Genomic DNA, 24,126 nt, shown 5'->3' with positions numbered 1-24,126 from the left:
TGCGGTGGCAAAGGCAAAGGCAAAGGCAAAACCTTCGATGGCAAAGAAAGCGGCCTCCGCCAAGGCGGACGCTTCCGTGAAGGCGGAAGCTGGCAAAAAGGTTAAGAAGCAAACCACCCTATCCCCCCGAGAACAAAGAGTCGTACAGATGAATCAAGCAATCGGTCTGATTGAAACCAAAGGTTTGTTGGCATTGGTCGAAGCCACCGATGCGATGGCCAAAGCGGCCAACGTGGCGATCGTCAAACGCGTCGACATCGGCGGCGGCCTGGTCACGACGGTCGTCAGCGGCGACGTCGGCAGCGTCCGCGCGGCGGTCGAAGCCGGTTCGGCAGCCGCCGCCCAGATCGGCGAATTGGTCGGCAGCCACATCATTCCGCGACCGGCCGAAGGACTGGGCGAAGCCTTCCTCAGCTAAGACCGTTTCTTTAAAGGAGTATCGCGGCCATGAAGGTATTGGTTGCCAATCTGGGTTCGACCAGTTTCAAGTACCAGTTGTTGGACATGAGCGACGAGACGTCGCTGGCGCGCGGCGCGGTCGATCGGATCGGCGAGCCGAGCAGCCGGTGCACGGTTTCGATCGGCGATTGGTCGGATTCCCGGCAGCAATCGGTGCCCGATCATGGCGTGGCCGTGGAGGCGTGTTTGCAGCAGTTGACCGATCCCGAGCGAGGCTGCCTGAAGAGTGCTTCGGAGGTGTCGGCGATCGGTTTCAAGGCGGTGCACGGCGGACGGATTTCCGGCGTGCATGTGGTCGATGAAAGCGTGCTGGAGGCGATGGCGGAAATGAACGCCGCGGCGCCGGCGCACAACCCGCCCTACATCGCCGCCATGCGAGCTCTGGCCCGCCGCGTCGCCGGGATCCCCCTGGTCGCCGCGTTTGAAACCGGCTTCCACCGCACGATCCCCGAAGCTTGGCAAAGCTACGCGATCCCCCAGGAGTGGACCGAGACGCTGAACATTCGCAAGTGGGGCTTTCACGGTGCCAGTCACCGCTACATCGCCACGCGGATGGCCGAACTGCTCGAGCGGGATGACGCGCGAGTGATCTCCTGTCACCTGGGCGGCAGCAGCAGCCTGTGTGCGATTCGCGGCGGTCAGAGCGTGGCTACGACGATGGGCATGACGCCGCAAACCGGATTGCCGCAGAACAACCGCGTGGGCGATTTCGATCCCTTCGCGCTGCCGCTGATCATGCAGCACACCGGCGAATCGCTGGAAGAGGTGCTGGGACGGTTGGCCAACGAGTGCGGCCTGCTGGGGCTGAGCGGATTGAGCGCGGACATCCGCGACGTGGAAGCCGCCGCGGCCGAGGGCAACGCCCGCTGCCAGCGGGCTCTGGACGTGTACGTCGCCGAAATCCGCCGGCACCTGGGCGGGATGTTGGTCGCCTTGGGCGGCGCGGACGCGATTTGTTTCACCGCCGGGATCGGTGAGAACGGTGCGGAAATCCGCCGCGAAGTGTGTCGTAATCTAGAGTCGTTGGGGATCGAAGTCGACGCGGACAAGAACGCGTCGCCGCAAACCAACGAGCGTGGCGAGGCGACGATTCACACCGCCGACAGCCGCACCGAGGTCTGGATCGTCCCGACCAACGAAGAATTGATCGTCGCTCGGCAGTGCTGTCAGGTGCTCGAGCAAGACCCGGCGTGAGCGGCATGGCCGGCGCCACGCGCGGTTTCGCTGCCTCCGACATTTACCCGAATCCAACCATCCTTTTGTACGACTGCGTCGAGTTCCTATGTTCATTGCCCGCGTGACCGGATCGGTTGTCAGCACGCAGAAAGTTGCGTCGATGACCGGTCACAAGCTGTTGGTCGTCGAGCCGTATCGCTTGGACGGCGAGACGCGCGACCAATTGGTCACTACGGGTCGGACCTTTATCGCGGTCGACACCTTGGGAGCCGGCGAGGATGACTATGTGTTGATCGTTCAGGGCAGCAGCGCACGGCTGACGCCCGAAACCAGCAAACTGCCCATCGATGCCGTGATCATCGGCATCGTCGACCGCGTTCACATCGACAAACAACAGGTCTACGACCGTCAGTGACCTCTCACTTGAGTAAAAACATGCAATTCGACGAAAACCTGATTCGCAATGTCGTCGCCCAGGTGATGGCCGAGGTCGGCCCGATGCCGCCCCTCTCCGGCGACGCTTCGGCGGTTTCTGCAAACACCGCACCGCCCAGCGGTTCGGCCGCCGTGGGACGCAACGGCGTGTTCACCGACGTGGGCGAAGCCGTCACCGCGGCGCGGCACGCCTTCGAGGAGTTTTCGCGGTTCTCGATGAGCCAGCGCAACGAGGTGATCGCGATCATCCGCCGGATCGCCATCGAGCAGTGCGAAGAGCTGGGTCTGATGGAGATGGAAGAAACCGGCATCGGCCGCCCGGTTCACAAGATCGAAAAACTGAAAACCCTGGGCGAGCTGAGCCCGGGAACGGAGTTCTTCAGCACCCAGGCCTTCGCCGGCGACAAGGGTTTGGCCTTGATCCAGCGTGCTCCCTTTGGCGTGATCGGCGCGATCACCCCGGTCACGCACAGCCTGCCGACGATCACCGGCAACGCCGTCAGCATGTTGGCCGGTGGCAACGCCGTGGTCGTCAATCCGCACCCCTCGGGCAAACGCGTGGCGACCGAAGGCGTGCGCCGCTACAACGAAGCGATCCATCGCGAGCTGGGCATCGACAACCTGATCTGCGTGATCAGCGAACCCACGCTGGAATCGGCCAACGAACTGTTCGCCCATCGCGACATCGCCCTGATCTGCGTCACCGGTGGCCCGGCCGTGGGCCGGGCGGCACTGCGCAGCGGCAAACGGGCCATCGTGGCCGGTCCCGGTAACCCGCCGGTCGTCGTGGACGAGACCGCGGATTTGGATCTGGCGGCCCAGTCGATCATCCAGGGCGGGGCCTACGACAACAACCTGCTGTGCATCGCCGAAAAGGAAGTCTTCGTCGTCGACAGCGTCTTCGATCAAATGATGGAAGCGATGCAGCGAGCCGGCGCGGTCAAGCTGGACGCCGCTCAGATCGCGCGTCTAACTGAGAAAGCCATCGTTCAGGTCGGCGAGGACAACCACGACGCGGCCTGCAAGGATTTCATCGGCCGCGACGCTGCGGTGTTGGCCGCGGCGGCCGGCGTGAACATTCCCGAGTCGGTGGAGCTGGTGTTTGGCGAAACCGACGAGGATCACCCGTTCGTCAGCGTCGAACAGATGATGCCGTTTCTGCCCTTCGTTCGGGCTCGCGACGTCGACCACGCGATCGAGATGGCCAAGCACGCCGAGCACGGCTTCCGCCACACCGCCATCATCCACTCGCGCAACGTCCGCAACATGACCAAGATGGGCCGCGCCCTCGACACCACGCTGTTCGTCAAGAACGGACCCTGCATGGCCAGTTTGGGACTCGGCGGCGAAGGCTACCTGTCGTTCTCGATCGCCGGCCCGACCGGCGAAGGCGTGACCAGCCCGGTCACGTTCACCCGCGAACGTCGCTGCAGCATGATCGACGCCCTGAACGTCGTCGGCAGCCCCGACGTCGTCTAACCAGTGGCATAGGCTTCCAGCCTGTGAAAAAACAGTGGCACAAGGCTTCGGAGCCTGTGGATTGGCCTTCACAGGCTAGAAGCCTATGCCACTAACAACCAACAACTAACAACCAACCTCCATGCAACCTGCACTCGTTCTCGGATCGGCTCGCGCGACGGTCAAGCACGCCAGCTTGAACGGCGAGCGGCTGTTGGTGCTGCAGCCTTTGGGGGTGGACGACGTGCCCGACGGCCCGCCGCTGTTGGGCATCGATCACTTGGGCTCCCGCAAGGGCGACCGCGTGATGTTGACCAGCGACGGCGCCTTTACTCGCGAGCTCCTCGGGGACGACAACACCCCGGCCCGCTGGACCGTGCTGGGATTGATCGATTGATTTGAGATTTGAGATTTGCTGACTCCGGCGGAATCAATGTACAGAGACGAACGTCCTCGAATCGCGGAGCGATTGATTGTGGTAGCCCCGGGCGCGAGCCTGGGGAAACGGAATACATACAAGCGAAAGCCCTGGAAGGGCGACATGAAGGATCGCACCGAACTCATGCCGTCCCTCCGGGACTGGCGCGCGGGTGTGGGGGCGGCACCCCAGGCTCGCGCCTGGGGCTACCACATGTCGCCACTCCGTGGCTGCTGCGAACGTGGGCTGCTGCGTTAGGCTCCTGCGGACCACACCACAACCGACCACACCACACTACATCGCCTAAGCTACTTACCATGCCCCAACCCGCTTCCACCACGATCGATCCTCGCTTGATCCAGCGAGTGGTGCGCGAAGTGGTTTTGCGGCTGCGGCAGCAGCCGTCCGGTACCGGCGGTGCGCCACAAGCACACTCGGACACGTCTCCAGCAAAACCCGATGCCGACGGGCCGCTGCGAATCGACCAGCGGCTGATTACCGTGGAGACGTTGAACGTTTTGCCCAGCGGGTGCCGCGGCGTCGTGGTGCCCGCCCGAGCGGTGATCACTCCGGCGGCCAAAGACGAAGCCAAGCAGCGGGGCGTACAGATTCAGTGCGTCGATCGTGAGCGACAGGACCCGACGGCCGAACGGACCAGCGGCTCAGCCGGCCAGTCCTCGTCGCGAGTCCGGATCGCCGATGCCGACGATGCGGCGCGTGGTCAGGGACTGGCCGCCCAGCTGTTGTCGCGCGGCCGCGCGGTTCGCAGCGGCACGGTCGATGAAGCGCTTGCCGAAGTCGCCGGATCGCCGAATCAGGTGGCGGTGATCTTGTCGAACGAACCGGCCGCGATCGTCTGCCGGGCGTGCCGCAGTGAGCGAGTTCGCGCCGCGGCCATCGACTCGCATCAACAGCTCGAGCGCGTCTCGATCGCCCTGCGGCCCAACGTCTGGGTCCTGGACATGCAGCGGATCTCGATTCCCCAGGCCGCGGCGTTGGCCGATCGCTGCGCGCGCTCGGCCGCCGAGGCGACCGCCGCCGAAGGAGCTCGTTAAAGATGAAGATCGCCCGCGTCATCGGCACCGTCACCCTGGCCCGGATGCACCCTTCCCTCGAGGGCGCACGGCTTCGCTGCGTCGAGCAGCTGGATTCGATCGACGACCTGGATTCCCCGGTCTACGGCGGCGAGACGATCGTTGCCTGGGATCTGTGTGGCGCCGGGATTGGCGACCGCGTGGCGATGGCCGAAGGCCCCGAGGCGGCCCAGCCCCTGAATCCGCGAACCGTACCGTTGGATGCTTCCCTGGTGGCGGTCCTGGACGACGTGGATGTCTGAGCGATGCTCGCGCTGCCACGGCCCGGCCCCGGACCGCACCCCACATAAATAAACGATCCCAACCGACACCCACTCGAACACGCCTCCCCCCAAACCACCACTATCCGCCGGAGAAACGCCATGCAGAGCCTGCATAAACTGAAACAGGAAATTTGCGATATCGGGAAACGGATTTACAACCGCCAGTTCGCCGCCGCCAACGACGGCAACATCACCGTCCGCGTCAGCGAGAACGAGTTTCTGTGCACGCCGACGATGCACTGCAAGGGCTACCTCAAGCCCGACGACATCGCGTTGATCGACGGCACGGGCAAGCAGATCTCCGGCCGCAAGAAACGCTCCAGCGAGGCGCTGCTGCACCTGGAGATCTACCGTCAACGCGAAGACATCCGCAGCGTCGTCCACTGCCATCCGCCGCACGCGACCGCCTTTGCGATCGCTCGCGAACCGATCCCACAGTGCGTCCTGCCCGAGGTGGAGGTGTTCTTGGGCGACGTGCCGATCACCCAGTACGAAACGCCCGGCGGACAAGCCTTCGCCGACACGATTATCCCCCACGTCCACAAGACCAACGTGATGATCCTGGCCAATCACGGAACGGTCAGCTATGGCGAGAACGTGGAGCGGGCCTACTGGTGGACCGAGATCCTCGATTCCTACTGCCGGATGCTGCTGCTCGCGCGTCAGCTGGGCAACGTGTCCTACTTGAACGAACAGAAATCCCGCGAGCTGCTGGAGTTGAAGGACAAGTGGGGTTTTGCCGACCCGCGGAACACCGAGGAGTACAAGGACTGCGACATCTGCGCCAACGACATCTTCCGCGACAGCTGGGAGACCGCCGGTGTGCAGCGACGCGCTTTTGAAGCTCCCCCGGCGATCAAACCCCAAACGGCCTCCGGCGGCTCGAGTTCCAGTGGCCAGAACTCTGGCGGCGGCGGCGCGCCCAGCGAAGACCAGCTGGTCAAGCTGATCACGGCCGAAGTCATGCGTCAGATGAAAGGCTAGAAGCCTCACAACAACACCCTCCCGCGCAGCGGGAGGGTCGGGCTCTCAGGCCCGGGGAGGGCCCCCCAGGAAAACCCTCTCCGGGCCTGAGAGCCCGACTCTCCCAGAGGGAGAGTGATGTCGAAAGCACACTCCCCAGCAACCAACGAGAACACATCCATGAAAGTATCGATTATCGGCGGCGGCGGACTGGTCGGATCCTGCGCGGGCTACGCCCTGCAGTGCGGTGGGATCGCCCGCGAGATCGCCATGCTGGACGTCAACGAGGAACTGGCCGTGGGCCAAGCCCTGGACCTGATGCACGGCGGCCCCAGCGTGGCCGACCAAGTCATCACCGGCGGCGGTTACGAGCACATTCCCGATTCGGACGTGATCTGCATCACGGCCGGCCTGCGCCGCAAGCCCGATGAATCGCGGCTGGACCTGATCAATCGCAACACCGACCTGTTCGTTTCGATTCTGAACGAAGTCGCGGCGGCCGGTCCCAAGAGTTCGGCCATCGTGTTGGTCGTTTCCAATCCGGTCGACATCCTGACCTACGTCGCCGCGGAGCGGTTGAACCTGCCGCCCAGCCAGGTGATCGGCCTGGGCACCCAGCTGGACACGATCCGTTTCTGCAGCTTGATCGCCCAGCAGCTGAAGGCTCCGCCGACGCAGACCAAGGCATTGATCCTGGGCGAGCACGGCGAGTCGATGGTGCCGATCTGGAGCAGCGCGACGATCGCCGGATTGCCGCTGGACAAGTACCCGGGCTGGAATCCGTCGCTGGCCAATCAGTTGTTCACGCGAACGCGTGGCAGCGGCGCCGAAGTGATCAAGCGCAAAGGCGGCGCCGGCTTTGCCGTCGGGATCGCCATCCGCGACTGCATCGACGCGATCGCGCTGGACCGCCGCTGCGTGCTGCCGGTCAGCACGGTGCAGAACGGCTGTTACGGCATCCGCGACGTGGCCCTCTCGGTGCCGACGGTCGTGGGCCGCACCGGCGTGATCGATCGCTTGGAAGTGGACCTGTGGCCCAAAGAGATTCAAGGGATCCGCAACAGCGGCGCAAATCTCCGCAAGACCTTGGATGTGGTCGCCCAGCGATTAGGCTAAGACGTAGTCACCTTCGAGAATCGAACTCGCCGTAGCTGAACTCGCCCGAGTTTGGACGGAGCGGCTCGCCGTAGCTGAACTCGCCCGAGTTTGGACGGGTTGGCGGGCCCGAGAGGATAAGCATCGCGGGCCCAAAGTCTGGCGACTTCGGCTACGGTTGGTGACCGACGGGTCAAGGGTCGCAGTGGAGCTCACAGGGACTGGGGGTTTACAAAGTTTACGGCTGCGTATTCCGCGGTGTCTGTGGCTCCTCTGCGGCCCTTCGCCCATCTCCCAAAGTCAGGCGGATTGACGGCTTGTCGATATAGTGAGCCGTTTTGGCGATAAGCACGTCGGCATGAATCTTTCGGTGAAACCCCGCGACAACACCCTCTCGCGCAGCGGGAGGGTCGGGCTCTTAGGCCCGGGGAGGGCCCTACGAAAACCCTCTCCGGGCCTAAGAGCCCGACTCTCCCAGTGGGAGAGTAAAGCCGAATCAAAGGTTGCGACGTGCTTAGCCTCGGTTTCGTCACCGCAAAACCGGGGCGTTCGCCCAAACGGCTCACATAAGCAATGCGTTTTCGAATAAATCGTCTGGCGACTTCGGCTACCGGAGCCTTCCCTGGGCGGGAAAAAACGCTCGATCCGCCCAACTTCGCTAGACCCACCCCGGGGGGTTGGTATAAAACCTGCATACTCCTTACCATGCTAGGGTTGCGCCGCTGCCAATCCCGGCGGAATGGGCGAAGTAATGTTCTTATTGAAAGGTTGTCATTTTGGGAAAGAAAGAAGAGGCGTTCGAGGTCGACGGGACCGTCACTCAGGCGCTGGCCAATACTCGGTTCCGCGTCCAACTGGACACGGGCAATGAGGTGCTGGCCCACGTTGCTGGCCGGATGCGTAAGCACTTTATTCGAATCGTTCCCGGCGATAAGGTTCGCGTGGAGTTGTCGCCGTACGACCTGAGCAAGGGTCGGATCGTGTATCGAGAGCGTTAGACAGCGGTGGTGACCAACGACGCCGTCGTACTCGGCCTGCTGATGGCCATTCTGGGGGCGATCTTCTGGACCGCGCACAGTTCGCTAGCCGTTTTTCAGCGATTCTACAAATTCGTTCCTTCGCTGCTGCTGTGCTACTTTCTGCCCTCGCTGTTGACGTTGTTCGGCATCGTCGACCCCGAGGCGTCGCAGCTGTATTACGTGGCGTCGCGTTATCTGCTGCCCGCTTGCCTGGTGCTGCTGACCCTGAGCATCGACCTGCGCGAGATCGTGCGTCTGGGGCCCAAGGCGTTGATCATGTTTCTGACCGGCACGGCCGGCGTGGTGCTGGGCGGTCCGCTGGCGGTGCTGTTGGTCGGTTCGGTGCGCCCGGACCTGATCGGCGGCGAAGGTCCCGAGGCGGTCTGGCGAGGACTGGCAACGGTGGCGGGCAGCTGGATCGGCGGCGGCGCCAATCAAGCGGCCATGGAAGGCATCTTCGAACCGTCGGCCGAACTGTACAGCGTGATGGTTTCGGTCGACGTGATCGTCGCCGAAATCTGGATGTTCTTTTTGCTGCTGGGGGTCGGCCAGAGCCAGGCGATCGACCGCTTTACCAAAGCCGACGCCTCCAGTATCGAAACGCTGAAAGCCAAACTGCAGGCCCGCCAGCAGGCCGAACAACGCATCCCCAACACCACCGATCTGATGGTCATCGGGGCGGTCGCCTTCGGGACGGTGGGGATTTGTCATGCGGTGGCTGACCAGCTGGCACCGTGGATCGCCGCAACACGCCCGAACCTATCGCGGCTGAGTTTGGACTCGTCGTTCTTCTGGCTGATCATTCTGGCGACCACCGCCGGCGTGATCTACTCCTTCACTCGCCTGCGTCGGCTGGAAGCGGTCGGCGCGTCCAGCGTGGGCACGGTGTTCATCTACATCCTGGTGGCCACGATCGGATTGAAGATGGACCTTAGCGCGCTGCTGCGAAAACCGGAAATGTTTTTGGTCGGCGGCGTGTGGATGTTGATCCATGTGGTTTTGCTCGTTCTGGTGGGCTGGTGGATCCGGGCCCCCTACTTCTTTCTGGCCGTGGGCAGCAAAGCGAATATCGGCGGAGCGGCCAGTGCACCGGTCGTCGCCGGTGCGTTCCATCCTGCCCTGGCTCCGGTCGGAGTCCTGTTGGCCGTGGTGGGGTATGCCTTGGGAACCTACGCGGCCTGGTTCTGTGCCCAGATGATGCGGGCGGCTGCCGAGGCGGTGTAGCAATCCATCCTGGCTTTTCGCCCACCGCTTCGCTGGGTAGGATTTCGCAGCTATGAGTAATGGATTAAACCCGGCCCAGAAGCAGGCCGTCGAGACGCTGTCCGGACCGATGCTTGTGCTGGCGGGCGCGGGGACCGGAAAAACGCGGGTGGTCACGTTTCGGATCGCCAACCTGATCCGCCACGGAACGGCTCCGGACCGGATTCTGGCCGTCACGTTCACCAACAAAGCCGCCGGCGAGATGCAGGAGCGGATCGGGGCCCTGATCGGTCCGGCCAAACCCAAGCGGCGCCGCAAGGGCGAAGCGCAACCGCCCAAACCCGTGATCGGGACGTTTCACTCCCAATGCGTACGGATCTTGCGGCGACATGCCAAACGCATTGGGTACCCGACCAAGTTCGCGATCTACGACCGCAGCGACCAGGAATCGCTGGCTCGCAACGTGCTTCGCGACCTCCGCTTGCCCGGCACGGCGCTCAAACCCGGCGACCTGCTAGCGATCATCGGCGGATGGAAGAACCAGTCCGTCCTGCCGGCCGATGCCGGAGCCGTCGCTCGCACCGACAAGGAACACCTGGCGGCCAGCGCCTACCGCCGTTACCAGGATGGGCTGCGGTCCTGCGGCGCGATGGACTTTGACGATCTGTTGGTCAATACGGAACTGCTGCTCGAGCAGGACGCCGAGGTGCGTGAGATCGAAGCCGGTCGCTACGACCACGTCTTGGTCGACGAGTACCAGGACACCAACGGCAGCCAGTACCGGATCATCAAATCGCTGGCCCAGTCGCATCGCAACCTGTGCGTCGTGGGCGACGACGATCAATCCATCTACGGCTGGCGCGGCGCGGACGTGACGCACATTTTGAATTTCCGCAACGACTGGCCCGACGCCACGGTCGTGCGGTTGGAAGAGAACTATCGCAGCAGCGGCCAGATCTTGGAAATGGCCAACCGCCTGATCCGCTTTAATACCACGCGGCACGACAAGATGTTGCGGCCGGTGCGGGCCGTGGGCCAACGCCCCCGGATCCTGCAGTTGAAGGACGAGACCGAAGAGTCGAAATTGGTCGTCGGCGAGATCGCTCGCCTGCTGGACCGCGGTCGTTATGAACCCCGCGACGTGGCGATCTTGTTTCGCACCAACGAACAGCCGCGGTTGTTCGAAACCGAGCTGCGAAAGATGAATGTGCCTTACGTGATGTTGGGCAGCCAGTCGTTCTTCGACCGCCGCGAAATCCGCGACTTGTTGTCTTACCTGAAATGGGTCGACCAACCCGACGACGAAATCTCGCTGTTGCGAGTGATCAATACGCCGCCGCGTGGACTGGGCAATAAATCGGTCCAAGAGATCGTCTCGCGAGCGGTCAAATCCGGCCGCCCGGCCTGGCAGGTGATGAGCGATCCGTCGGCGACCAGCGACCTGCCCGCTGCGGCCCAGCGAGGCATCGAATCGCTTCGCCGGCTGCTGGACGATGTGCGCGAAGCCACCGTCGATTCGCTGGCCGGCGCCGTGCGAACCCTGATCGAACGCACGCAGTACTTCGACGAGGTGCGGCGGTTGTACAACGAACCCGAGGAGGTCGAGGCGCGGACCAATTCGATTCAGGAATTGATCAATGCTGTGGCGGCCTACGAGGATCGCGACCGTGAAACCGATCTGGCCGGCTTCCTCAGCGAAACCGCTCTGGCCGGCCGCGAGATGGGCAACGAGAAAGATAAATTGGCGCAGCGCAACGCCGTCTGGTTATTGACCATGCATGCCGCCAAGGGCCTGGAGTTTCCGATCGTCTATATGGTGGGCATGGAAGAAGGCGTGTTGCCGCACAGCCGGAGTGTGAAGAGTGGCGAGGAGAACGATATCGCCGAAGAGCGGCGGCTGTGCTACGTCGGGGTGACGCGAGCCCAGGAGACGCTGACCTTGTCGATGGCCCTGACCCGGCGACGCTGGGGCAAGCCGCGGCCGACCACCCCCAGCCGGTTCCTGTACGAGATCACCGGCAAGGCCGAGAACCCCAACAAGTACCGCAAAGCCAAGCCGCGACGCGTGTGAGTGTGGCATGGGCTGGGTGTGGCATAGGCTTCCAGCCTGTGAAGGCAGTATCCACCTCACAGGCTGGAAGCCTATGCCACTGGTTTTCACAGGCTGGAAGCCTATGCCACTGGTTTTCACAGGCTGGAAGCCTATGCCACTGGTTTTCACAGGCTGGAAGCCTATGCCACTGGAGTTGTCCGTGATGCCACCTTCTTCTCCTAACAATCTGATGCAGTCCGCTCGCCGCGTGTTGCGGGAGGTGTTTGGGCATGACGACTTTCGCGGTTTCCAAGCCGACGTGATCGCTCGCTTGCTCGACGGTCGCCACGCGATGGTGTTGATGCCCACCGGCGGCGGCAAGTCGCTGTGTTATCAGATCCCGGCTCTGCTGGCCGACGAGGACTCACCCGACCTGGTCCTGGTGCTCAGTCCCTTGATCGCGCTGATGAAGGATCAGGTCGACGCTCTCCGCCGCAAGGGCGTGGACGCGACGTTCATCAATTCGTCGCTCGATGCTGCGACACGCCGTGAGCGCTACGAGCAAATAGCGGAGGGAAAGTATCGGCTGGTCTATGTGACACCCGAACGGTTTCGGAAAACGTCGTTTCGCGACGTTGTCCAGCGACGGCGGATCCGACTGCTGGCGGTCGACGAGGCCCACTGCGTCAGCCAATGGGGACACGACTTTCGACCCGACTACACCCGTTTGGCCGAGATCCGGCAGTTGTTGGGTAATCCGACGACCGCGGCGCTGACGGCCACCGCCACGCCCGCTTGTCAAACCGACATCGTGCGGCAATTGGGCTTGGAGCCCGAGTCGGTGCGGATCTTTAACAGCGGGATCGAGCGTGAGAATCTGGAACTGGATGCCGTCGATGTCTGGGACGACGCGGATAAGGTCGCGCAGATCGAAACGGTGCTCGACGACCCCCGGTATGGTTCCACCGGCAGCGGCATCGTTTACTTTTCGCTGATCAAGTCGCTGGAGCGGATCAGTGAGCTACTGCGGGTGCGGGGCGTGGATCACCTGTGTTACCACGGCGACCTGGATCGGCGGCAGCGACGTCGCATTCAGGAACGGTTCATGAGCGACGATTGCCCGTTGGTGCTGGCGACCAATGCGTTCGGGATGGGGATCGACAAGCCGGACATCCGCTTCGTGCTGCACGCCGAGGTGCCGGGATCGCTGGAGGCCTACTACCAGGAGATCGGCCGGGCGGGCCGCGATGGCGAGCCGGCGGTGTGTCGGTTGCTGTACGACCAGGCGGACCTGATGACGCAGATGCAGTTCATCGGTTGGCGGAACCCCGATGCCGATTTTTACGGCCGCCTGTTTCACTACCTGCGCGATCGTGCCGAGGAGGTGCAGGCGTACGGTGTCGATTGGTTGAACGAGCAGTTGCAGGCGGTCAGCCGGCATGATCACCGACTGGCCACCGCTCTGGCGCTGCTGGATCGCCACGGTCTGGTTGAAGGCCCCCGGCCGCCCGAATCGCTGCGGCTGTGCGGCGATATCGATGGCGTCCCAGCGCCCTTTGATGACAATCAAGTGTTGGAAGAGAAACGCCGCGCGGACCAACAACGGCTGTATGCCTTGGTCGAGTACCGCCAAAGCGACGACCGCAAAGCGTTCTTGGAAAAGTATTTTGGGGTTCCGTAACACCCGTTAGCCGTACGCGCGAGCGTCGGGCCCGCATCCCGCGGCGAGTTGCGTTAGCGCGGTGGTTCTAACATCCTGTGTTTTCGCTGCCGGCACCGTTGCGAATTGACCGTCCGCGGCGGGCGATGTCTATGGGCGTGAGACCCACGGCTCGCGCCGTCGGCTAGGAGGGGCGCCGCCACAAACGATCCGTAGCCACGAAACCCGCGAACCGTACGCGCGAGCTTCGGCTTGGTTCGCGGGCGCTCGCGCCGTCTAGCTGAGCGCCTGTTCGACGTCGGCGAGGGGGATGTGGTCGCAGACGCCGAAATGCGGCTCGCGGGTCAACCGCTTGGCGACAAACCGGGGCGACGATAACCCGCACAAGAACCTCGCTTGAGCCCGCGGCGTGTCGAGCAGGTCGGGATGCTTTCGCTGCATCTGCACTGCGGCATCGCGGGCGCTGCGGCCGATGCCGTTGAACTTGGCCGCCGGAAACTGGAACGGGCCTTCGTGCAGGCAAGCGGAACAGCGGCCGCAGGTCTGGTCCAGTTGTTCGCCAAAGTGGGCCGACAGTTTGGCCGCTTGACAGCTGCTCGCCGTGGCCAGCTCCAGCACCGCATCCAAGCGTTCGATGTCGCTCTGTTCGCGGCAGTGCAAACGCTCGAAGTATTCGTCGGCCAACGCCGCGGGATCGACGATGGGCTGACGTTTCTCATAGCCGTGGACCAGTTCCGAGGTGCGCACTTCGATCCACCCCTGTTCGGCCATGTAATCGATGGCTCGGACGATCCGTTCGCGAGGCTGTTGCAAGCGGCGCACGGTTACGGGAATCGGGATCGTGAACCAGATCTTGGCTTTGACGCTCGAGGCCAGGATGCCGGCGACCAGCTTGCGCCGGTCGCCTTCAAAATGATCCAGAATCGTTTTCGAACCCACTCGCGGTTTGAATTGATAATGGTCGTAGCGCGGCGAGGTGCCTTCGATGTATCCATCCAGTTCCAGGTAGGTCAGCAGGGTGCGGAGGACCAGCACGCGAATATCGGTTTCCGACGACAGCTTGTAGTAGCTCAGATGAAAGCGATCGCCCTGGCCGGCGACCAGTTCGATCAATTGCTGTACCGACGCCCGCGGAGGCGTATCGCCGTAGCTGAAGTTTTGCAGGACCACGCGGTCTTCGGGAACCAGCAACATCTCGCAGATCGAATCCTGTCCGTCTCGACCCGCCCGGCCGATCTCCTGCGCATAGGACTCCAGCGACTTGGGCGGGTTGTAGTGATACACGTAACGGATGTCGGATTTGTCGATGCCCATTCCGAAAGCGATCGTGGCCACGACCACCCCGTCGGAGCTTTCCAGGAACCAGCGTTGGATCCGGCTGCGCACCTCGGGCTCCATGCCCGCGTGGTAGGCGCGGGCATTCACGCCCGCGGCCGCCAGATGCTCCGCGACGTCGACCGCCGTCTGCTGCAGCGTCACGTACACGACCGTCGGGCCGGCGGGGCGCGAACGCAGACGGTCGGTGAGCGTCGGGAGGTGTTCTTCGGAGGTCAGGACGCGGCTGCGCAGTTGCAGGTTGGGCCGGAAGAACGGCGTGCGGACCGCGTCTTCGGGCGCGATGTTGAACGCCCCGCAGATGTCCTCTAAAACCTCGGGCGTGGCGGTGGCCGTCAGGGCCAACACGCGCGGCACCTCCAGCCGTTTGGTCAATTCGGCCAGCTTCAAATAGTCGGGACGAAAGTTGTGTCCCCACTGGCTGATGCAGTGCGCCTCGTCGATCGCAAACAGCGAGATCGACAACGAAGCGATCGAGGCCCGAAACCGCTCGTTAAAGAACCGTTCCGGGGCGACGTACAGCAGTTTGGTTTTGCCACTGCGAATGTCGCGCATGGCCTGCTGCAGCTCCGCCCCGGTCAGGGACGAGTCCAGACGGGCCGCCGGGATGCCGCGCTGGGCCAACGCATCGCATTGGTCTTTCATCAGGGCGATCAGCGGCGAGACGACCAGGGTCGTGCCCTCGAGGACCTGGCTGGGCAGCTGATAACACAGCGACTTGCCGCCGCCGGTGGGAAATACGGCCGCCGCGTTGCGGCCGGCCAACAGCGATCCGATCACCCGCTGCTGGCCGGGCTTGAAGGAATCCAGCCCGAACCGCTGCTGAAGGACTTTCGAGGCCCGCTGCGATTCCAGCTCGCGCGTTTCTGTCGCCGAGGCCGAATGTGTCGACCCAGTCATCGCTGATTCACTGCCCATCACGGATTCCCCCGAATAGAAAAGATCGTATGCCTAATTGGCGTAGTGTACTAAAGGGCAGCGTTTGGTCAAGTAAAAAACCCCAGCAAGCCGCGAAGGGCCTGCTGGGGCGAGGGATTTGTCGAGCCGACGGGGTCGTCGCCGCGACGGTGCGTTCTGTGGCGCGTCGACCGCTTCAGCGAGCGGTCGACGGCGAATCAAAAGCTACTGAACTGGGTCGGTTCAGCCACCACAGGCAGCGCAACCGCTGCTTGCGACCGGAGCCGCTTGGACGGGGCCAGAGTAGCTGGCTCCGCCACCGCAATTGGTGCATCCGCCGTAGCCGGCACCGCTGCTGTAAACCGGCACGGTAACGGTCTGCGGAACGCGGACGCACTCAGTGTACTGGACTTCACGCTGCGTGGTCACGGGGACACACACGGTGTAAGTCTCGGGCACTTCTTCCTGGACCTGGTTGTACACGGTCACGTTGTACTCGCGGGTCCGCTCTTCGGGCACGTACTCGGTGTAGGTCACCGTGCGGGTGCGCTCTTGCGGTTCCATGCGGGTGCGCTGGACCGTACGGGTCCGCTCTTCGGTTTGCATCGTGGTGACCGGCACCATGCGGGTGCGGGTTTCCATGCGTTGGCGGGTCACCGGCACCGTGCGGGTGCGGGTTTCCAGGCGGCAACGGGTGACGGTGCGGGTGCGCTCTTCCTGACGGGTACGCTGCACGTGCACGGTCCGGGTCCGCTGCTCGGTGGTCATCTCGGTGTAGGGAACTTCGCGGGTGCGCTCTTCCATCCGAGTGCGGGTGACCGGAACTTCGCGGGTGCGGGTTTCGGTGGTCATCCGCGTGACCTGACGGGTGCGGGTTTCGGTACGGGTGCGGCGCACCGGTACCTGGCGGGTCCGCTCTTCGCTCTGATAGCGGCAGACGTTGACCATCCGCTGGCGGGTTTCGGTGCGGTAACGCGTGACCGGAACTTCGCGGGTGCGGGTTTCGTAGCTGTTGACCGTGACGGTGTAGGTGTAGGGCACCTGCTGGGTCTGACGCTGGTAGGTCGTCTGGGGGACTTCTTTGGTCACCGGGGTGCAGACGTAACGACGACGCGTGACGGTGCAGGGGGCCGGGGCCGGGGCCGCAGCGCCACAACCACAGGCACTCACGCATCCGCCGCAATCGCCACAGGATCCGCATCCGCCGCCGCAGCCACCGTAGGCCACGCCACATCCGCCGCCGTAGCCGGCCGAGTAGCCCGCAGCCACAGGCACTTCTTCAGTGACCCAGTGACCTTCGTTGACGGTGACCGTCCGCATGGTCGTCACGGGCACGCACTTGGTGACCGTTCGCATGGCGGTACGGGTTTCCTGACGCGGCACGCAAACCTGGTATTCCTGGGTGACGGTTTCGGTGTAAGGCACCTGGACGGTGTAGTCCTGGGCGACCTGTTCGGTGACCGGGACCTGGACCGTGTAGGTCTGTTCGACCATTTCGGTGTACGGCACGGTGACCTGGTATTCCTGGGTTTCCTGGACCGGAACCTGAACCTGGTATTCCCGGGTTTCGGTTTCGGTGTACGGCACGGCCACCTGATAGGTTTCGGTGCGCGTCTTCTGGACGGGAACCTGCACCGTGTAGGCCTGTTCAACCGGCTCGGTGTAGCAGACCGTCACGGTGTACGGCACCTCTTCGGTGTAAGGCACCTGCACCTGATACGTCTGCTCGACGTTCTCGGTGTAGGGGACGCAGACCTGGTAGGACTGTTCCTGCTGCGTGGTCACGGGAACCTGCACGGTGTAGGTTTCCTCTTCGGTGTAAGGAACCGCCACGTTGACCGTGTAGGTTTCTTCCCGCGTTTTGGTCTGGGGCACGTTGACCGTGTAGGTCTGGGTGCGGGTCTGGACCGAAGCGACGCAGCGCGTCACGGTGCGGGTACGGGTGCGCGTTTCGCGCTGATAGGTGGTTACGGGCACCAGCCGCGTGCGGTTAACCAATTGGTTGGTGTAAACCGTGCGTTCTTGATAGGTGACCTCGGGGCCACACGCAGCACCTGCTGCGACCGGGCCGCTTGCATAGGCACCGCCACCGACGGCACCACATCCGGAGCCGGCAGCGCATCCGCTGCAGTCTCCACACTGGGCAAAGGCTTGCGAGGCAACCAATGCCGTCGCCATCAAGCCAAATACCACGCTCATAAACCGTGATCTCATGAAGTAAACCCTTTCAAAAGGTCCCGCCGACGCAGGACTGAGTAACGAGGAAGTTTAACGGCTGCGTAGTCTGGGCTAACCACCCGGCCTTGAATGTAGACCTGTGGGTAGTGGTGTCAAGCATATTTTGGAGCGCGCGAACAGGGAAAATAGAAAAACTGTAAGTGCACGCGAGAGGCCTGGTCGGTTACCGTACAACCTTCTCAAAAACCGCGCGTTTTCCAGTCATTCTGGGCGATTTTCGAGCAGCGGCCGCGGCATTTTTCAGTGGGCTCGCGGGGCCCAAAACGACGATGATTGATCTTGTCCGCCGGGCCGCGGCAGCTTAGGATCGCGCGCGGGCCCGGGCGGGCGGTTGAAGAAGTCATAGAATCCACTGGAAAGAGGGATAGCGACCGGCGTAAAGTCGCGTATTATCCCCTGTGGGGCTGCTGTCGCGAGCGAAAGTAGCACGAAGGCACCTTGGGGGTGGGTGAGTTTGGGAATGAACGCACCACGAATTCTCTGCATTGGCAACCGCCCGACCGATGGTCCGCCGCCGGCCGAGGCTGAGATTGTGCAGGTGCAGAGTGCCACCGAAGCGATGGATCGGCTGGCCAGCGAAGCGTTCGATGCGATCTGGATCGACCGCGACCGCTTGCCCGTCGGCAGCGAGCTGGTGCATCTGCAGCACAGCGCCGGGATGCTCCGCGACATTCCCCAAGGCGTGGCCCTGCTGGATCAAGACTTCCAGGTCCTGTGGGCCAACGCCCGGATCATTCGCTGGGCCGACCCCCAGACGCTGGACGCTTCGGGCGGCGTCGCCAAAGGCACCAACTTCTATGCCCTGCTGGGCCAGCCCGAGATCATGGGACCCGACTTCTGTCCCTTCCACACCGCGTTGGCGACCGATCAGGAAAGCAGCAGCACGCTGTTGACGCAGGACAACCGTTACTTCCACGTGCATGCCGCGCCGCTGAAGGACGCCCAGTCTCTCGAGGACGCTCGGGCCCTCGAGGACTCCCGGGCCCTCGAGGACGCCCGGGCCGCCCACCAGTTGATCGTCACCGTCAGTGAGGTCACCGACGAGATCCTCCAGCAACAGAAACTGGCGGCGATTCACAAGGCGGGTCGCGAATTGGCCGACCTGCGGCCCGATGAGATCTTTCTGATGGAGGTCGATGAGCGGATTGAATTGCTCAAAGAGAACATCCGCGTCTACCTGAGCGATCTGCTGAACTTCGAAGTCATTGAGATCCGCCTGCTGGAACAGGCCACCGGCGTGCTGATGCCGCTGTTAAGCGTCGGGATCGATCAAGCGGCCGCCGATCGGCAATTGTTCGCCCATCCCCAGGGCAACGGCGTCACCGGCTTTGTCGCCTCCCGCGGGATCAGCTATATCTGCCACGATGTCGCCAACGATCCCCTGTTCATCCCGGGCGTGGCCGAAGCCAAGAGCTCGTTGACCGTGCCGCTGATCCTGCACGACCAGGTGCTCGGGACGATCAACGTCGAAAGCCCCGAGCCGGCGGCGTTCAGCGAGGACGATCTGCAGTTCTTGGAAATCTTTGCCCGCGATGTCGCCTTCGCCCTGAACACGCTGGAATTGTTGGTTGCCCAGAAAGCCAACACGGCGCAGCAGAGCTGTGATGCGATCCACAGCGCCGTGGCCCTGCCGGTCGACGAAATCCTCAACGACGCGGTCAACGTGATGGAATCCTACATCGGTCACTCGCCGGAGATGATCGAGCGGATTCGCCGCGTCCTGCAGAACGCCCGCGATATCAAACAGACGATCCAGCAGATCGGCCAGCGGATGACGCCCCTGGAAGCCGTGCCGGCCGGCGCCCAAGGGCCCCAGCATCCGATGCTGCGGGGCAAGCACATCCTGGTCGTCGACGCCGACGATTCGGTTCGCAACGACGCCCACAACCTGCTGGAACGCTACGGCTGTATCGTCGAAACGGCTCACGAGGGCAAAGAAGCCGTGGCCATGGTCCGCAGCAGTATCGGCCAAGTCGATTACGACGTGATCATCAGCGACATCCGCCTGTCGGACTTCAGCGGTTACCAGGTGATGCGGCGACTGAGCGATATCATGAGCCATGTTCCGATGGTGCTGATGACCGGATTCGGTTACGACCCCGGCCACTCGATCGTCAAGGCTCGCCAAGCCGGGCTGCATCCCAAGGGCGTGCTGTTCAAACCCTTCCGCCTGGATCAATTGATCGACGTCGTCGAAACGATCCTGGAGTCCAACGAGGCGGTGCGGGCCAAAGCCTGAGCGGCCGCGGTCCCGCTTGTCGGTTCTCCGAAGCGCGTTAGGATCAACGGTTTCGGTGCGGTTGCCTTTGCTTTTCTGCAATTGCCTTTGCCGTTTCCTGTCTTTTTGTTCTGTGCTGACGAGCTTGCCGGATGATCACCATTGTCGATTACCAGATGGGCAACCTGCGGAGTGTCCAAAAGGCCATCGAACGCGTTGGCTTGGAAGCCCGCATCAGCAGCGACGGGCAGGAGATCGCGACGGCGGAGAAGCTGATCTTGCCGGGAGTGGGCGGGTTTGGCGACGCCATGGCCGAGCTCGGACGCCGCGACTTGGTCGAGCCGATCCGGGACTTTATCGCTACCGATCGACCCTTTCTGGGGATCTGCTTGGGGCTGCAGTTGTTGTTCGAAAAGGGCTATGAAGGCGGCTGCTTCGACGGCCTGGGCGTGCTGGGCGGCGAGGTGGTGCGGTTCGAACGCGCCGCCCCGATGAAGGTCCCGCACATGGGCTGGAACACGGTTCGCGTGCGGCAGCCCGCCCCCGTTCTGGGCGACGACAGCGACGGAGCCTATTTTTACTTTGTGCATTCCTATTATGTCGTGCCCTCCGATCCCTCGGTGATCGCCCTGAGCACCGACTACGGCGGCGAATTCTGCTCGATGGTGCGGCGCGGCAACCTGTACGCCACCCAGTTTCACCCCGAGAAAAGTCAAGCCAACGGCCTGCGACTGCTGGAACGCTTTGCTCGGCTGCCCACGGCGGTCGAACATGGTTGATTCACAGCCGGTGGAGGACCGTGAAGTGCGGCGCATCGAAGTCCGCGACGGCGGTTCGGCCGGGTTGGCCGTGGAGTGCCACTGGGCCGAGGATCGTTTCTCGCATCGCATCCTCGGCGTCTTGGCCGGCGAGCCTGCCGGTACGGGCCAGCAGGTTCTGCTGGCATCCGGGCCGGCCGTGGTGGCGGGGCTGCCGCTGCCGGCGAGCGAGCAGTGGCCTGCCGATCCGCCGCTGCAGCAGGTCTCGGTCGAGCCCATCGGCCCCGGCGACGCGATCCTGGCCGTGGGGCAAGCCGGCTGTGGACACTGGAGCAGCAGTGTCGAAGGCACGCCGGGAGCCTCCACAGGGAATGCCGGAGAGCTGGCGAGCGTCAAGTTTGATATCGCGTGCCGCTTTGCCCGGCCGGCCGGCTATCTGGGCAGCCTGTACCGGATCGCTGCCGAGGGAGCGGTCTTGGAGATCGAGCAGAACCGCGCACTGCTAGCACTCGCCGGTCCGCTCCGCGGTCACCGTTTGCAACTGACTGCAACGCGTCCGGCAACTCCCGGTCGCGGCGGCACCCTGCCCGCTGCGGCCGATGATGAACTGGCCTGGCAGACCGATCCGGCGGCCCAGTGGCTTTGGCTCTCCGCCGCGCGGTCGCTGGAGACTCCCCTGCCCCAGACCGTTCGCTGGCAGTTCACCGCGGCCTTGATAAGCTGTGACGCTCCCGCAGGTTCTGGCGGCTGAGCGGTGTCTCGGGCTTGAGCCGATTCTCTTGGCTGAACGCTGTCTAGCGGCTGAGCCGGTTCTGGCGGCTGGGGCGGGTCTTTCAGTTTTGCCGCATGGTCCGGACGCTCCGACGATCTGGGCGGAAGGCTCCGGATAATCGATCAACGCGTCATAAGCGGACGGTCGATTCGCAAAGTAGCCGGAGATCGGTCGATTTCCTGCTGCTGATTCCGCTCCGAGGAGGCTTTCTGGCCGTGACCCGATCCCGCTTGATTTCCTGTTGGCTGCTCGGCGGCACGCTGTTGTTCTTGGTGGGTGGTTGCACTCACCGGGAGTGCAGTACGCGTCGTGAGGCGTGGGAACCGGCCCTGCGACATGCCGGTTACGCCACGCTCCCGGCCGAAGTGCCCGGGCGCGGTGCCGCTGGCCATGCGGGCCAACCGGTGAACCATCCGGTCGACGGATTCTGCACCGCCGACGCGCAGCCGAGATCCAGGCCGTCGCCGCCGGGCGACCTGCCCCCAGCGGGGCAACCAGCGGCACCGCAGGAATCGACCCAGCCCGGTCCGGGTGATTCCTCAAGGTTCGATCGACACGCTTCCCCGCTGCGGCTCCGGCAAGCCATGGCCCGCCTGGAGGCCGCGCGTCGAGCGATGCGGTTGGCGGCCCGCGCTGGCGGCACGTCCCCTCCGCCGCCGGAGCCTGTTCAGGTCTCCACTGCGGAGGCTCGTCTCGCGACCCAGCCGACTGCGAACTCGTCTGCGAACGAGTCATGGAAGGCACCGCCGGCGGCCGGCGCCGCCCGGCCCAAACGATTACCTCGGATCGACAGCGCCGAAACCCCGAACGCGTTCCGCTGAAAAATCGGTTCCCGCCAGTGGTGCTGCCGGGAACCTGCTTCGCGAGCCCGCCCCAGGGCAGGCCGGTGACGGGCAGCCGGTGACGGTGCAGCTGGTGACGGTGCAGGCCGGTGACGGGCAGCCGGTGACGGTGCAGGCCGGTGACGGTGCAGGCCGGTGACGGTGCAGGCCGACGGTACCGTTCGTTTGCTCTTGGTCGAAGTGAGCTATGTCGCGGGGCCGGCCCTGCCTCAGGTGCATCAGCGATTGCGACAAGTTGACGTGGAACTGCGCAAAGTCTTCTGTGCCGACAGCGACCGAGGATAGGACGCTTCAACCACGCTGACTCGCGAACTCGAGTGCCCGCGATGGTTCCGGCTCGTGCTCGTACTCGTGCTCGTGCTCGTACTCGTACTCGTACTCGTGCTCGTACTCGTGCTCGTGCTCGTACTTGTACTTGTACATGTGCTCGTGCTCGTGCTCGTGCTCAGCGAAGCGGTACTCGTACTCGATCGTACGCGCATTTAAACACCCCACCTCACAACCCGCGGCCCCATCCGCGATCACGATCCGGGGGCCGCGATCACGATCCGGCTGCAGCGTTGCCTCGGCCGGTGACGCTCGGCGTGCTCCGCCGCGCCGGTATCGATTGCGTACAAAAAAACCTTTGCCCCGCGAGCGAAAGATCGCCGGGCAAAGGCTACAAGAGCTGCGATGGGGGAGAAGGCTGCGCTGCGGCGGCTTAGAAGCGGTATTCGACGCGGCCGACGAATCCGTCGAAGGTGAAGTCGTCGCTCAGGTCGCGGAAGCTTTGGCCGTTGTTGCGGACGGCGTCGATCCAGTCGTCGGTTTTGACGGTGCCGAGCCAGGAGCTGAACGTGTAGCCGACCGAAGCTCGCAGGCCCGAGCAGTGTTGCCAGCCCGCACCGACTTCCAGGTCCAGGATCGAGACCAGGCGACCGGCTTCCCACTCCGAAGCGACGCGGACCGGATCGGCGGTGCTGGCGTGCAGGTAGTTGGCGTGGAACTCACCGGCCAAGAAGCTGGCTGCGGTCTTTCCGTAGACGAACAGGCCGCGGTTGCCGTGATGTTCGATGTCGGCACCCAGACGCAGACCGGCTCCGTCGAAGTCGATGTCGGTGGTGATCGACTCGGTCAGGCCGGCACCGGTGTAGACCACGGCCATTTCCTGGTCGAGGTTTCCGTAACGGGCTCCGATCGTGAAGTTCGCCGCGGTGCAATCGTTCGAGAGCACGACGAAGCGGTAGTCCAGATCGGCGAACTGGAAATCGATGTCATAAGCGCCGAAGGCGGTCAGCACGTTGGCCGCCGCGTTGGGCTCTGCCGGGTGGACCAGCAGTTTCTGGATCGAGTTCGGAGCTGCCTGGTCCAGACGATCGTCCTGGCTGCTGTTGAAATTGGTGTAGGACAGGCTGAAGCTGCTGCAGTGATCGAGCGCCTTGGTCAAGCCCACGCGGAAGCCCAGGTCGTATTCCGGATCCAGCACGCCCACGCGTCCTTCGGGAACCGCGCCGTTGACGGACATGCCGTAAGCGATTTCCGCGTCGCGAGCACGCAGCAGCAGCAGTTCGCCAAACACGCCCGACTGGTGTGCCCAGGGCGGCGTGCAGCAAGCCGGAGCACAGGTGTCGTAGCTCTCGGTGCAGGCGGCCAGCTGGATCGCCGAGTCCTGCACGGAGGTGGCTTCCTCGGCTCGAGCCGAACCGCAGAATACGGCCAGTACTCCCAGCAACACCCAGAGTCGTGAATTCATTCTCATTGTGTTCATCCTGTTAAGTTTGGTGGTCCTTCCATGCTCCCCATCGCACCAGG

21 protein-coding genes are annotated in these 24,126 nt (G+C 63.5%); 17 read left to right on the top strand and 4 right to left on the bottom strand.

The features are described from left to right. Window positions 1–148: 148 nt before the first annotated feature. From GE027_RS11310 to GE027_RS11250, 13 genes are all read left to right on the top strand, one after another. Entirely contained in the window at window positions 149–418 is a 270-nt protein-coding gene (locus tag GE027_RS11310) for a BMC domain-containing protein (protein ID WP_153557307.1), read from the top strand. Between the two features lie 29 nt (window positions 419–447). Then, window positions 448–1,653 carry an acetate/propionate family kinase gene (locus tag GE027_RS11305; RefSeq protein WP_153557306.1) on the top strand — a complete coding sequence of 402 codons (1,206 nt, stop codon included), beginning with the start codon at window positions 448–450 and terminating at the stop codon, window positions 1,651–1,653. Between the two features lie 88 nt (window positions 1,654–1,741). Continuing rightward, window positions 1,742–2,050: a EutN/CcmL family microcompartment protein gene (locus GE027_RS11300; RefSeq protein ID WP_153557305.1), complete on the top strand. Its 309-nt coding sequence runs from the start codon at window positions 1,742–1,744 to the stop codon at window positions 2,048–2,050. Between the two features lie 20 nt (window positions 2,051–2,070). After that, on the top strand, window positions 2,071–3,549 hold the full coding sequence (locus tag GE027_RS11295) for an aldehyde dehydrogenase family protein (protein ID WP_153557304.1): 1,479 nt from the start codon (window positions 2,071–2,073) through the stop codon (window positions 3,547–3,549). Between the two features lie 121 nt (window positions 3,550–3,670). Further along, window positions 3,671–3,925 (top strand): EutN/CcmL family microcompartment protein, encoded by a 255-nt coding sequence (locus GE027_RS11290; protein ID WP_153557303.1) that lies wholly within the window; start codon window positions 3,671–3,673, stop codon window positions 3,923–3,925. 338 nt (window positions 3,926–4,263) lie between these two features. Beyond that, window positions 4,264–5,001 carry a hypothetical protein gene (locus tag GE027_RS11285; protein WP_153557302.1) on the top strand — a complete coding sequence of 246 codons (738 nt, stop codon included), beginning with the start codon at window positions 4,264–4,266 and terminating at the stop codon, window positions 4,999–5,001. Window positions 5,002–5,003: 2 nt separating this feature from the next. Continuing rightward, on the top strand, window positions 5,004–5,282 hold the full coding sequence (locus tag GE027_RS11280) for a EutN/CcmL family microcompartment protein (protein ID WP_153557301.1): 279 nt from the start codon (window positions 5,004–5,006) through the stop codon (window positions 5,280–5,282). A gap of 120 nt (window positions 5,283–5,402) precedes the next feature. Continuing rightward, window positions 5,403–6,287 carry a class II aldolase/adducin family protein gene (locus GE027_RS11275; RefSeq protein ID WP_153557300.1) on the top strand — a complete coding sequence of 295 codons (885 nt, stop codon included), beginning with the start codon at window positions 5,403–5,405 and terminating at the stop codon, window positions 6,285–6,287. Window positions 6,288–6,446: 159 nt separating this feature from the next. Further along, window positions 6,447–7,382, top strand: coding sequence for a lactate/malate dehydrogenase family protein (locus GE027_RS11270; RefSeq protein ID WP_153557299.1), 936 nt, complete (start codon window positions 6,447–6,449; stop codon window positions 7,380–7,382). Between the two features lie 755 nt (window positions 7,383–8,137). Continuing rightward, window positions 8,138–8,359, top strand: coding sequence for a translation initiation factor IF-1 (gene infA / locus GE027_RS11265; RefSeq protein WP_153557298.1), 222 nt, complete (start codon window positions 8,138–8,140; stop codon window positions 8,357–8,359). A 9-nt stretch (window positions 8,360–8,368) separates the two neighbouring features. Further along, on the top strand, window positions 8,369–9,604 hold the full coding sequence (locus GE027_RS11260; RefSeq protein WP_202617391.1) for a DUF819 family protein: 1,236 nt from the start codon (window positions 8,369–8,371) through the stop codon (window positions 9,602–9,604). Window positions 9,605–9,656: 52 nt separating this feature from the next. After that, complete coding sequence (locus GE027_RS11255) at window positions 9,657–11,654, top strand: ATP-dependent helicase (protein WP_153557297.1); 1,998 nt, start codon at window positions 9,657–9,659, stop codon at window positions 11,652–11,654. Between the two features lie 184 nt (window positions 11,655–11,838). Then, window positions 11,839–13,296, top strand: a complete 1,458-nt coding sequence (locus tag GE027_RS11250) for a RecQ family ATP-dependent DNA helicase (protein WP_153557296.1) — start codon at window positions 11,839–11,841, stop codon at window positions 13,294–13,296. 255 nt (window positions 13,297–13,551) lie between these two features. Here GE027_RS11250 and GE027_RS11245 read toward each other — a convergent pair whose 3' ends face one another. Together GE027_RS11245 and GE027_RS11240 are read right to left on the bottom strand one after the other, a co-directional pair. Beyond that, window positions 13,552–15,510 (bottom strand): RecQ family ATP-dependent DNA helicase, encoded by a 1,959-nt coding sequence (locus tag GE027_RS11245; protein WP_153557295.1) that lies wholly within the window; start codon window positions 15,508–15,510, stop codon window positions 13,552–13,554. 240 nt (window positions 15,511–15,750) lie between these two features. Continuing rightward, window positions 15,751–17,721, bottom strand: coding sequence for a hypothetical protein (locus GE027_RS11240; protein WP_153557294.1), 1,971 nt, complete (start codon window positions 17,719–17,721; stop codon window positions 15,751–15,753). Between the two features lie 484 nt (window positions 17,722–18,205). Here GE027_RS11240 and GE027_RS11235 point away from each other — a divergent pair, with 484 nt between their 5' ends. The 4 genes from GE027_RS11235 (at window position 18,206) to GE027_RS11220 (ending at window position 22,314) form a co-directional block, all read left to right on the top strand. After that, complete coding sequence (locus GE027_RS11235) at window positions 18,206–19,984, top strand: response regulator (protein WP_153557293.1); 1,779 nt, start codon at window positions 18,206–18,208, stop codon at window positions 19,982–19,984. A gap of 131 nt (window positions 19,985–20,115) precedes the next feature. Further along, window positions 20,116–20,742: an imidazole glycerol phosphate synthase subunit HisH gene (gene hisH / locus GE027_RS11230; RefSeq protein ID WP_153557292.1), complete on the top strand. Its 627-nt coding sequence runs from the start codon at window positions 20,116–20,118 to the stop codon at window positions 20,740–20,742. Continuing rightward, entirely contained in the window at window positions 20,735–21,472 is a 738-nt protein-coding gene (locus GE027_RS11225) for a hypothetical protein (protein ID WP_153557291.1), read from the top strand. Before hisH ends, GE027_RS11225 begins: the two co-directional genes overlap by 8 nt. Before the next feature lie 236 nt (window positions 21,473–21,708). Next, window positions 21,709–22,314 carry a hypothetical protein gene (locus GE027_RS11220; RefSeq protein ID WP_153557290.1) on the top strand — a complete coding sequence of 202 codons (606 nt, stop codon included), beginning with the start codon at window positions 21,709–21,711 and terminating at the stop codon, window positions 22,312–22,314. A 312-nt stretch (window positions 22,315–22,626) separates the two neighbouring features. Here the strand turns inward: GE027_RS11220 and GE027_RS11215 are convergent, their stop codons facing one another. Together GE027_RS11215 and GE027_RS11210 are read right to left on the bottom strand one after the other, a co-directional pair. Further along, window positions 22,627–22,830, bottom strand: a complete 204-nt coding sequence (locus GE027_RS11215; protein ID WP_162006687.1) for a hypothetical protein — start codon at window positions 22,828–22,830, stop codon at window positions 22,627–22,629. A 205-nt stretch (window positions 22,831–23,035) separates the two neighbouring features. Further along, the gene (locus tag GE027_RS11210; RefSeq protein ID WP_153557288.1) at window positions 23,036–24,073 is read right to left on the bottom strand and encodes an Lpg1974 family pore-forming outer membrane protein; all 1,038 of its coding nucleotides are present in this window, start codon (window positions 24,071–24,073) and stop codon (window positions 23,036–23,038) included. Window positions 24,074–24,126: the final 53 nt, after the last annotated feature.

Source organism: Roseimaritima sediminicola (assembly GCF_009618275.1).
Classification (GTDB): domain Bacteria; phylum Planctomycetota; class Planctomycetia; order Pirellulales; family Pirellulaceae; genus Roseimaritima; species Roseimaritima sediminicola.
Note: the sequence above shows the minus strand (reverse complement) of the source record. Positions and strands in the feature narration are given on the sequence as shown.

What these genes read in the sequence shown, in the direction of transcription:
- GE027_RS11310 (WP_153557307.1), top strand. Translation starts at nt 149, where the DNA reads ATGAATCAAGCAATCGGTCTGATTGAAACCAAAGGTTTGTTGGCATTG.
- GE027_RS11305 (WP_153557306.1), top strand. Translation starts at nt 448, where the DNA reads ATGAAGGTATTGGTTGCCAATCTGGGTTCGACCAGTTTCAAGTACCAG.
- GE027_RS11300 (WP_153557305.1), top strand. Translation starts at nt 1,742, where the DNA reads ATGTTCATTGCCCGCGTGACCGGATCGGTTGTCAGCACGCAGAAAGTT.
- GE027_RS11295 (WP_153557304.1), top strand. Translation starts at nt 2,071, where the DNA reads ATGCAATTCGACGAAAACCTGATTCGCAATGTCGTCGCCCAGGTGATG.
- GE027_RS11290 (WP_153557303.1), top strand. Translation starts at nt 3,671, where the DNA reads ATGCAACCTGCACTCGTTCTCGGATCGGCTCGCGCGACGGTCAAGCAC.
- GE027_RS11285 (WP_153557302.1), top strand. Translation starts at nt 4,264, where the DNA reads ATGCCCCAACCCGCTTCCACCACGATCGATCCTCGCTTGATCCAGCGA.
- GE027_RS11280 (WP_153557301.1), top strand. Translation starts at nt 5,004, where the DNA reads ATGAAGATCGCCCGCGTCATCGGCACCGTCACCCTGGCCCGGATGCAC.
- GE027_RS11275 (WP_153557300.1), top strand. Translation starts at nt 5,403, where the DNA reads ATGCAGAGCCTGCATAAACTGAAACAGGAAATTTGCGATATCGGGAAA.
- GE027_RS11270 (WP_153557299.1), top strand. Translation starts at nt 6,447, where the DNA reads ATGAAAGTATCGATTATCGGCGGCGGCGGACTGGTCGGATCCTGCGCG.
- GE027_RS11255 (WP_153557297.1), top strand. Translation starts at nt 9,657, where the DNA reads ATGAGTAATGGATTAAACCCGGCCCAGAAGCAGGCCGTCGAGACGCTG.
- GE027_RS11250 (WP_153557296.1), top strand. Translation starts at nt 11,839, where the DNA reads ATGCCACCTTCTTCTCCTAACAATCTGATGCAGTCCGCTCGCCGCGTG.
- GE027_RS11245 (WP_153557295.1), bottom strand. Translation starts at nt 15,510, where the DNA reads ATGACTGGGTCGACACATTCGGCCTCGGCGACAGAAACGCGCGAGCTG.
- GE027_RS11240 (WP_153557294.1), bottom strand. Translation starts at nt 17,721, where the DNA reads ATGAGATCACGGTTTATGAGCGTGGTATTTGGCTTGATGGCGACGGCA.
- GE027_RS11235 (WP_153557293.1), top strand. Translation starts at nt 18,206, where the DNA reads ATGAACGCACCACGAATTCTCTGCATTGGCAACCGCCCGACCGATGGT.
- hisH (WP_153557292.1), top strand. Translation starts at nt 20,116, where the DNA reads ATGATCACCATTGTCGATTACCAGATGGGCAACCTGCGGAGTGTCCAA.
- GE027_RS11225 (WP_153557291.1), top strand. Translation starts at nt 20,735, where the DNA reads ATGGTTGATTCACAGCCGGTGGAGGACCGTGAAGTGCGGCGCATCGAA.
- GE027_RS11210 (WP_153557288.1), bottom strand. Translation starts at nt 24,073, where the DNA reads ATGAGAATGAATTCACGACTCTGGGTGTTGCTGGGAGTACTGGCCGTA.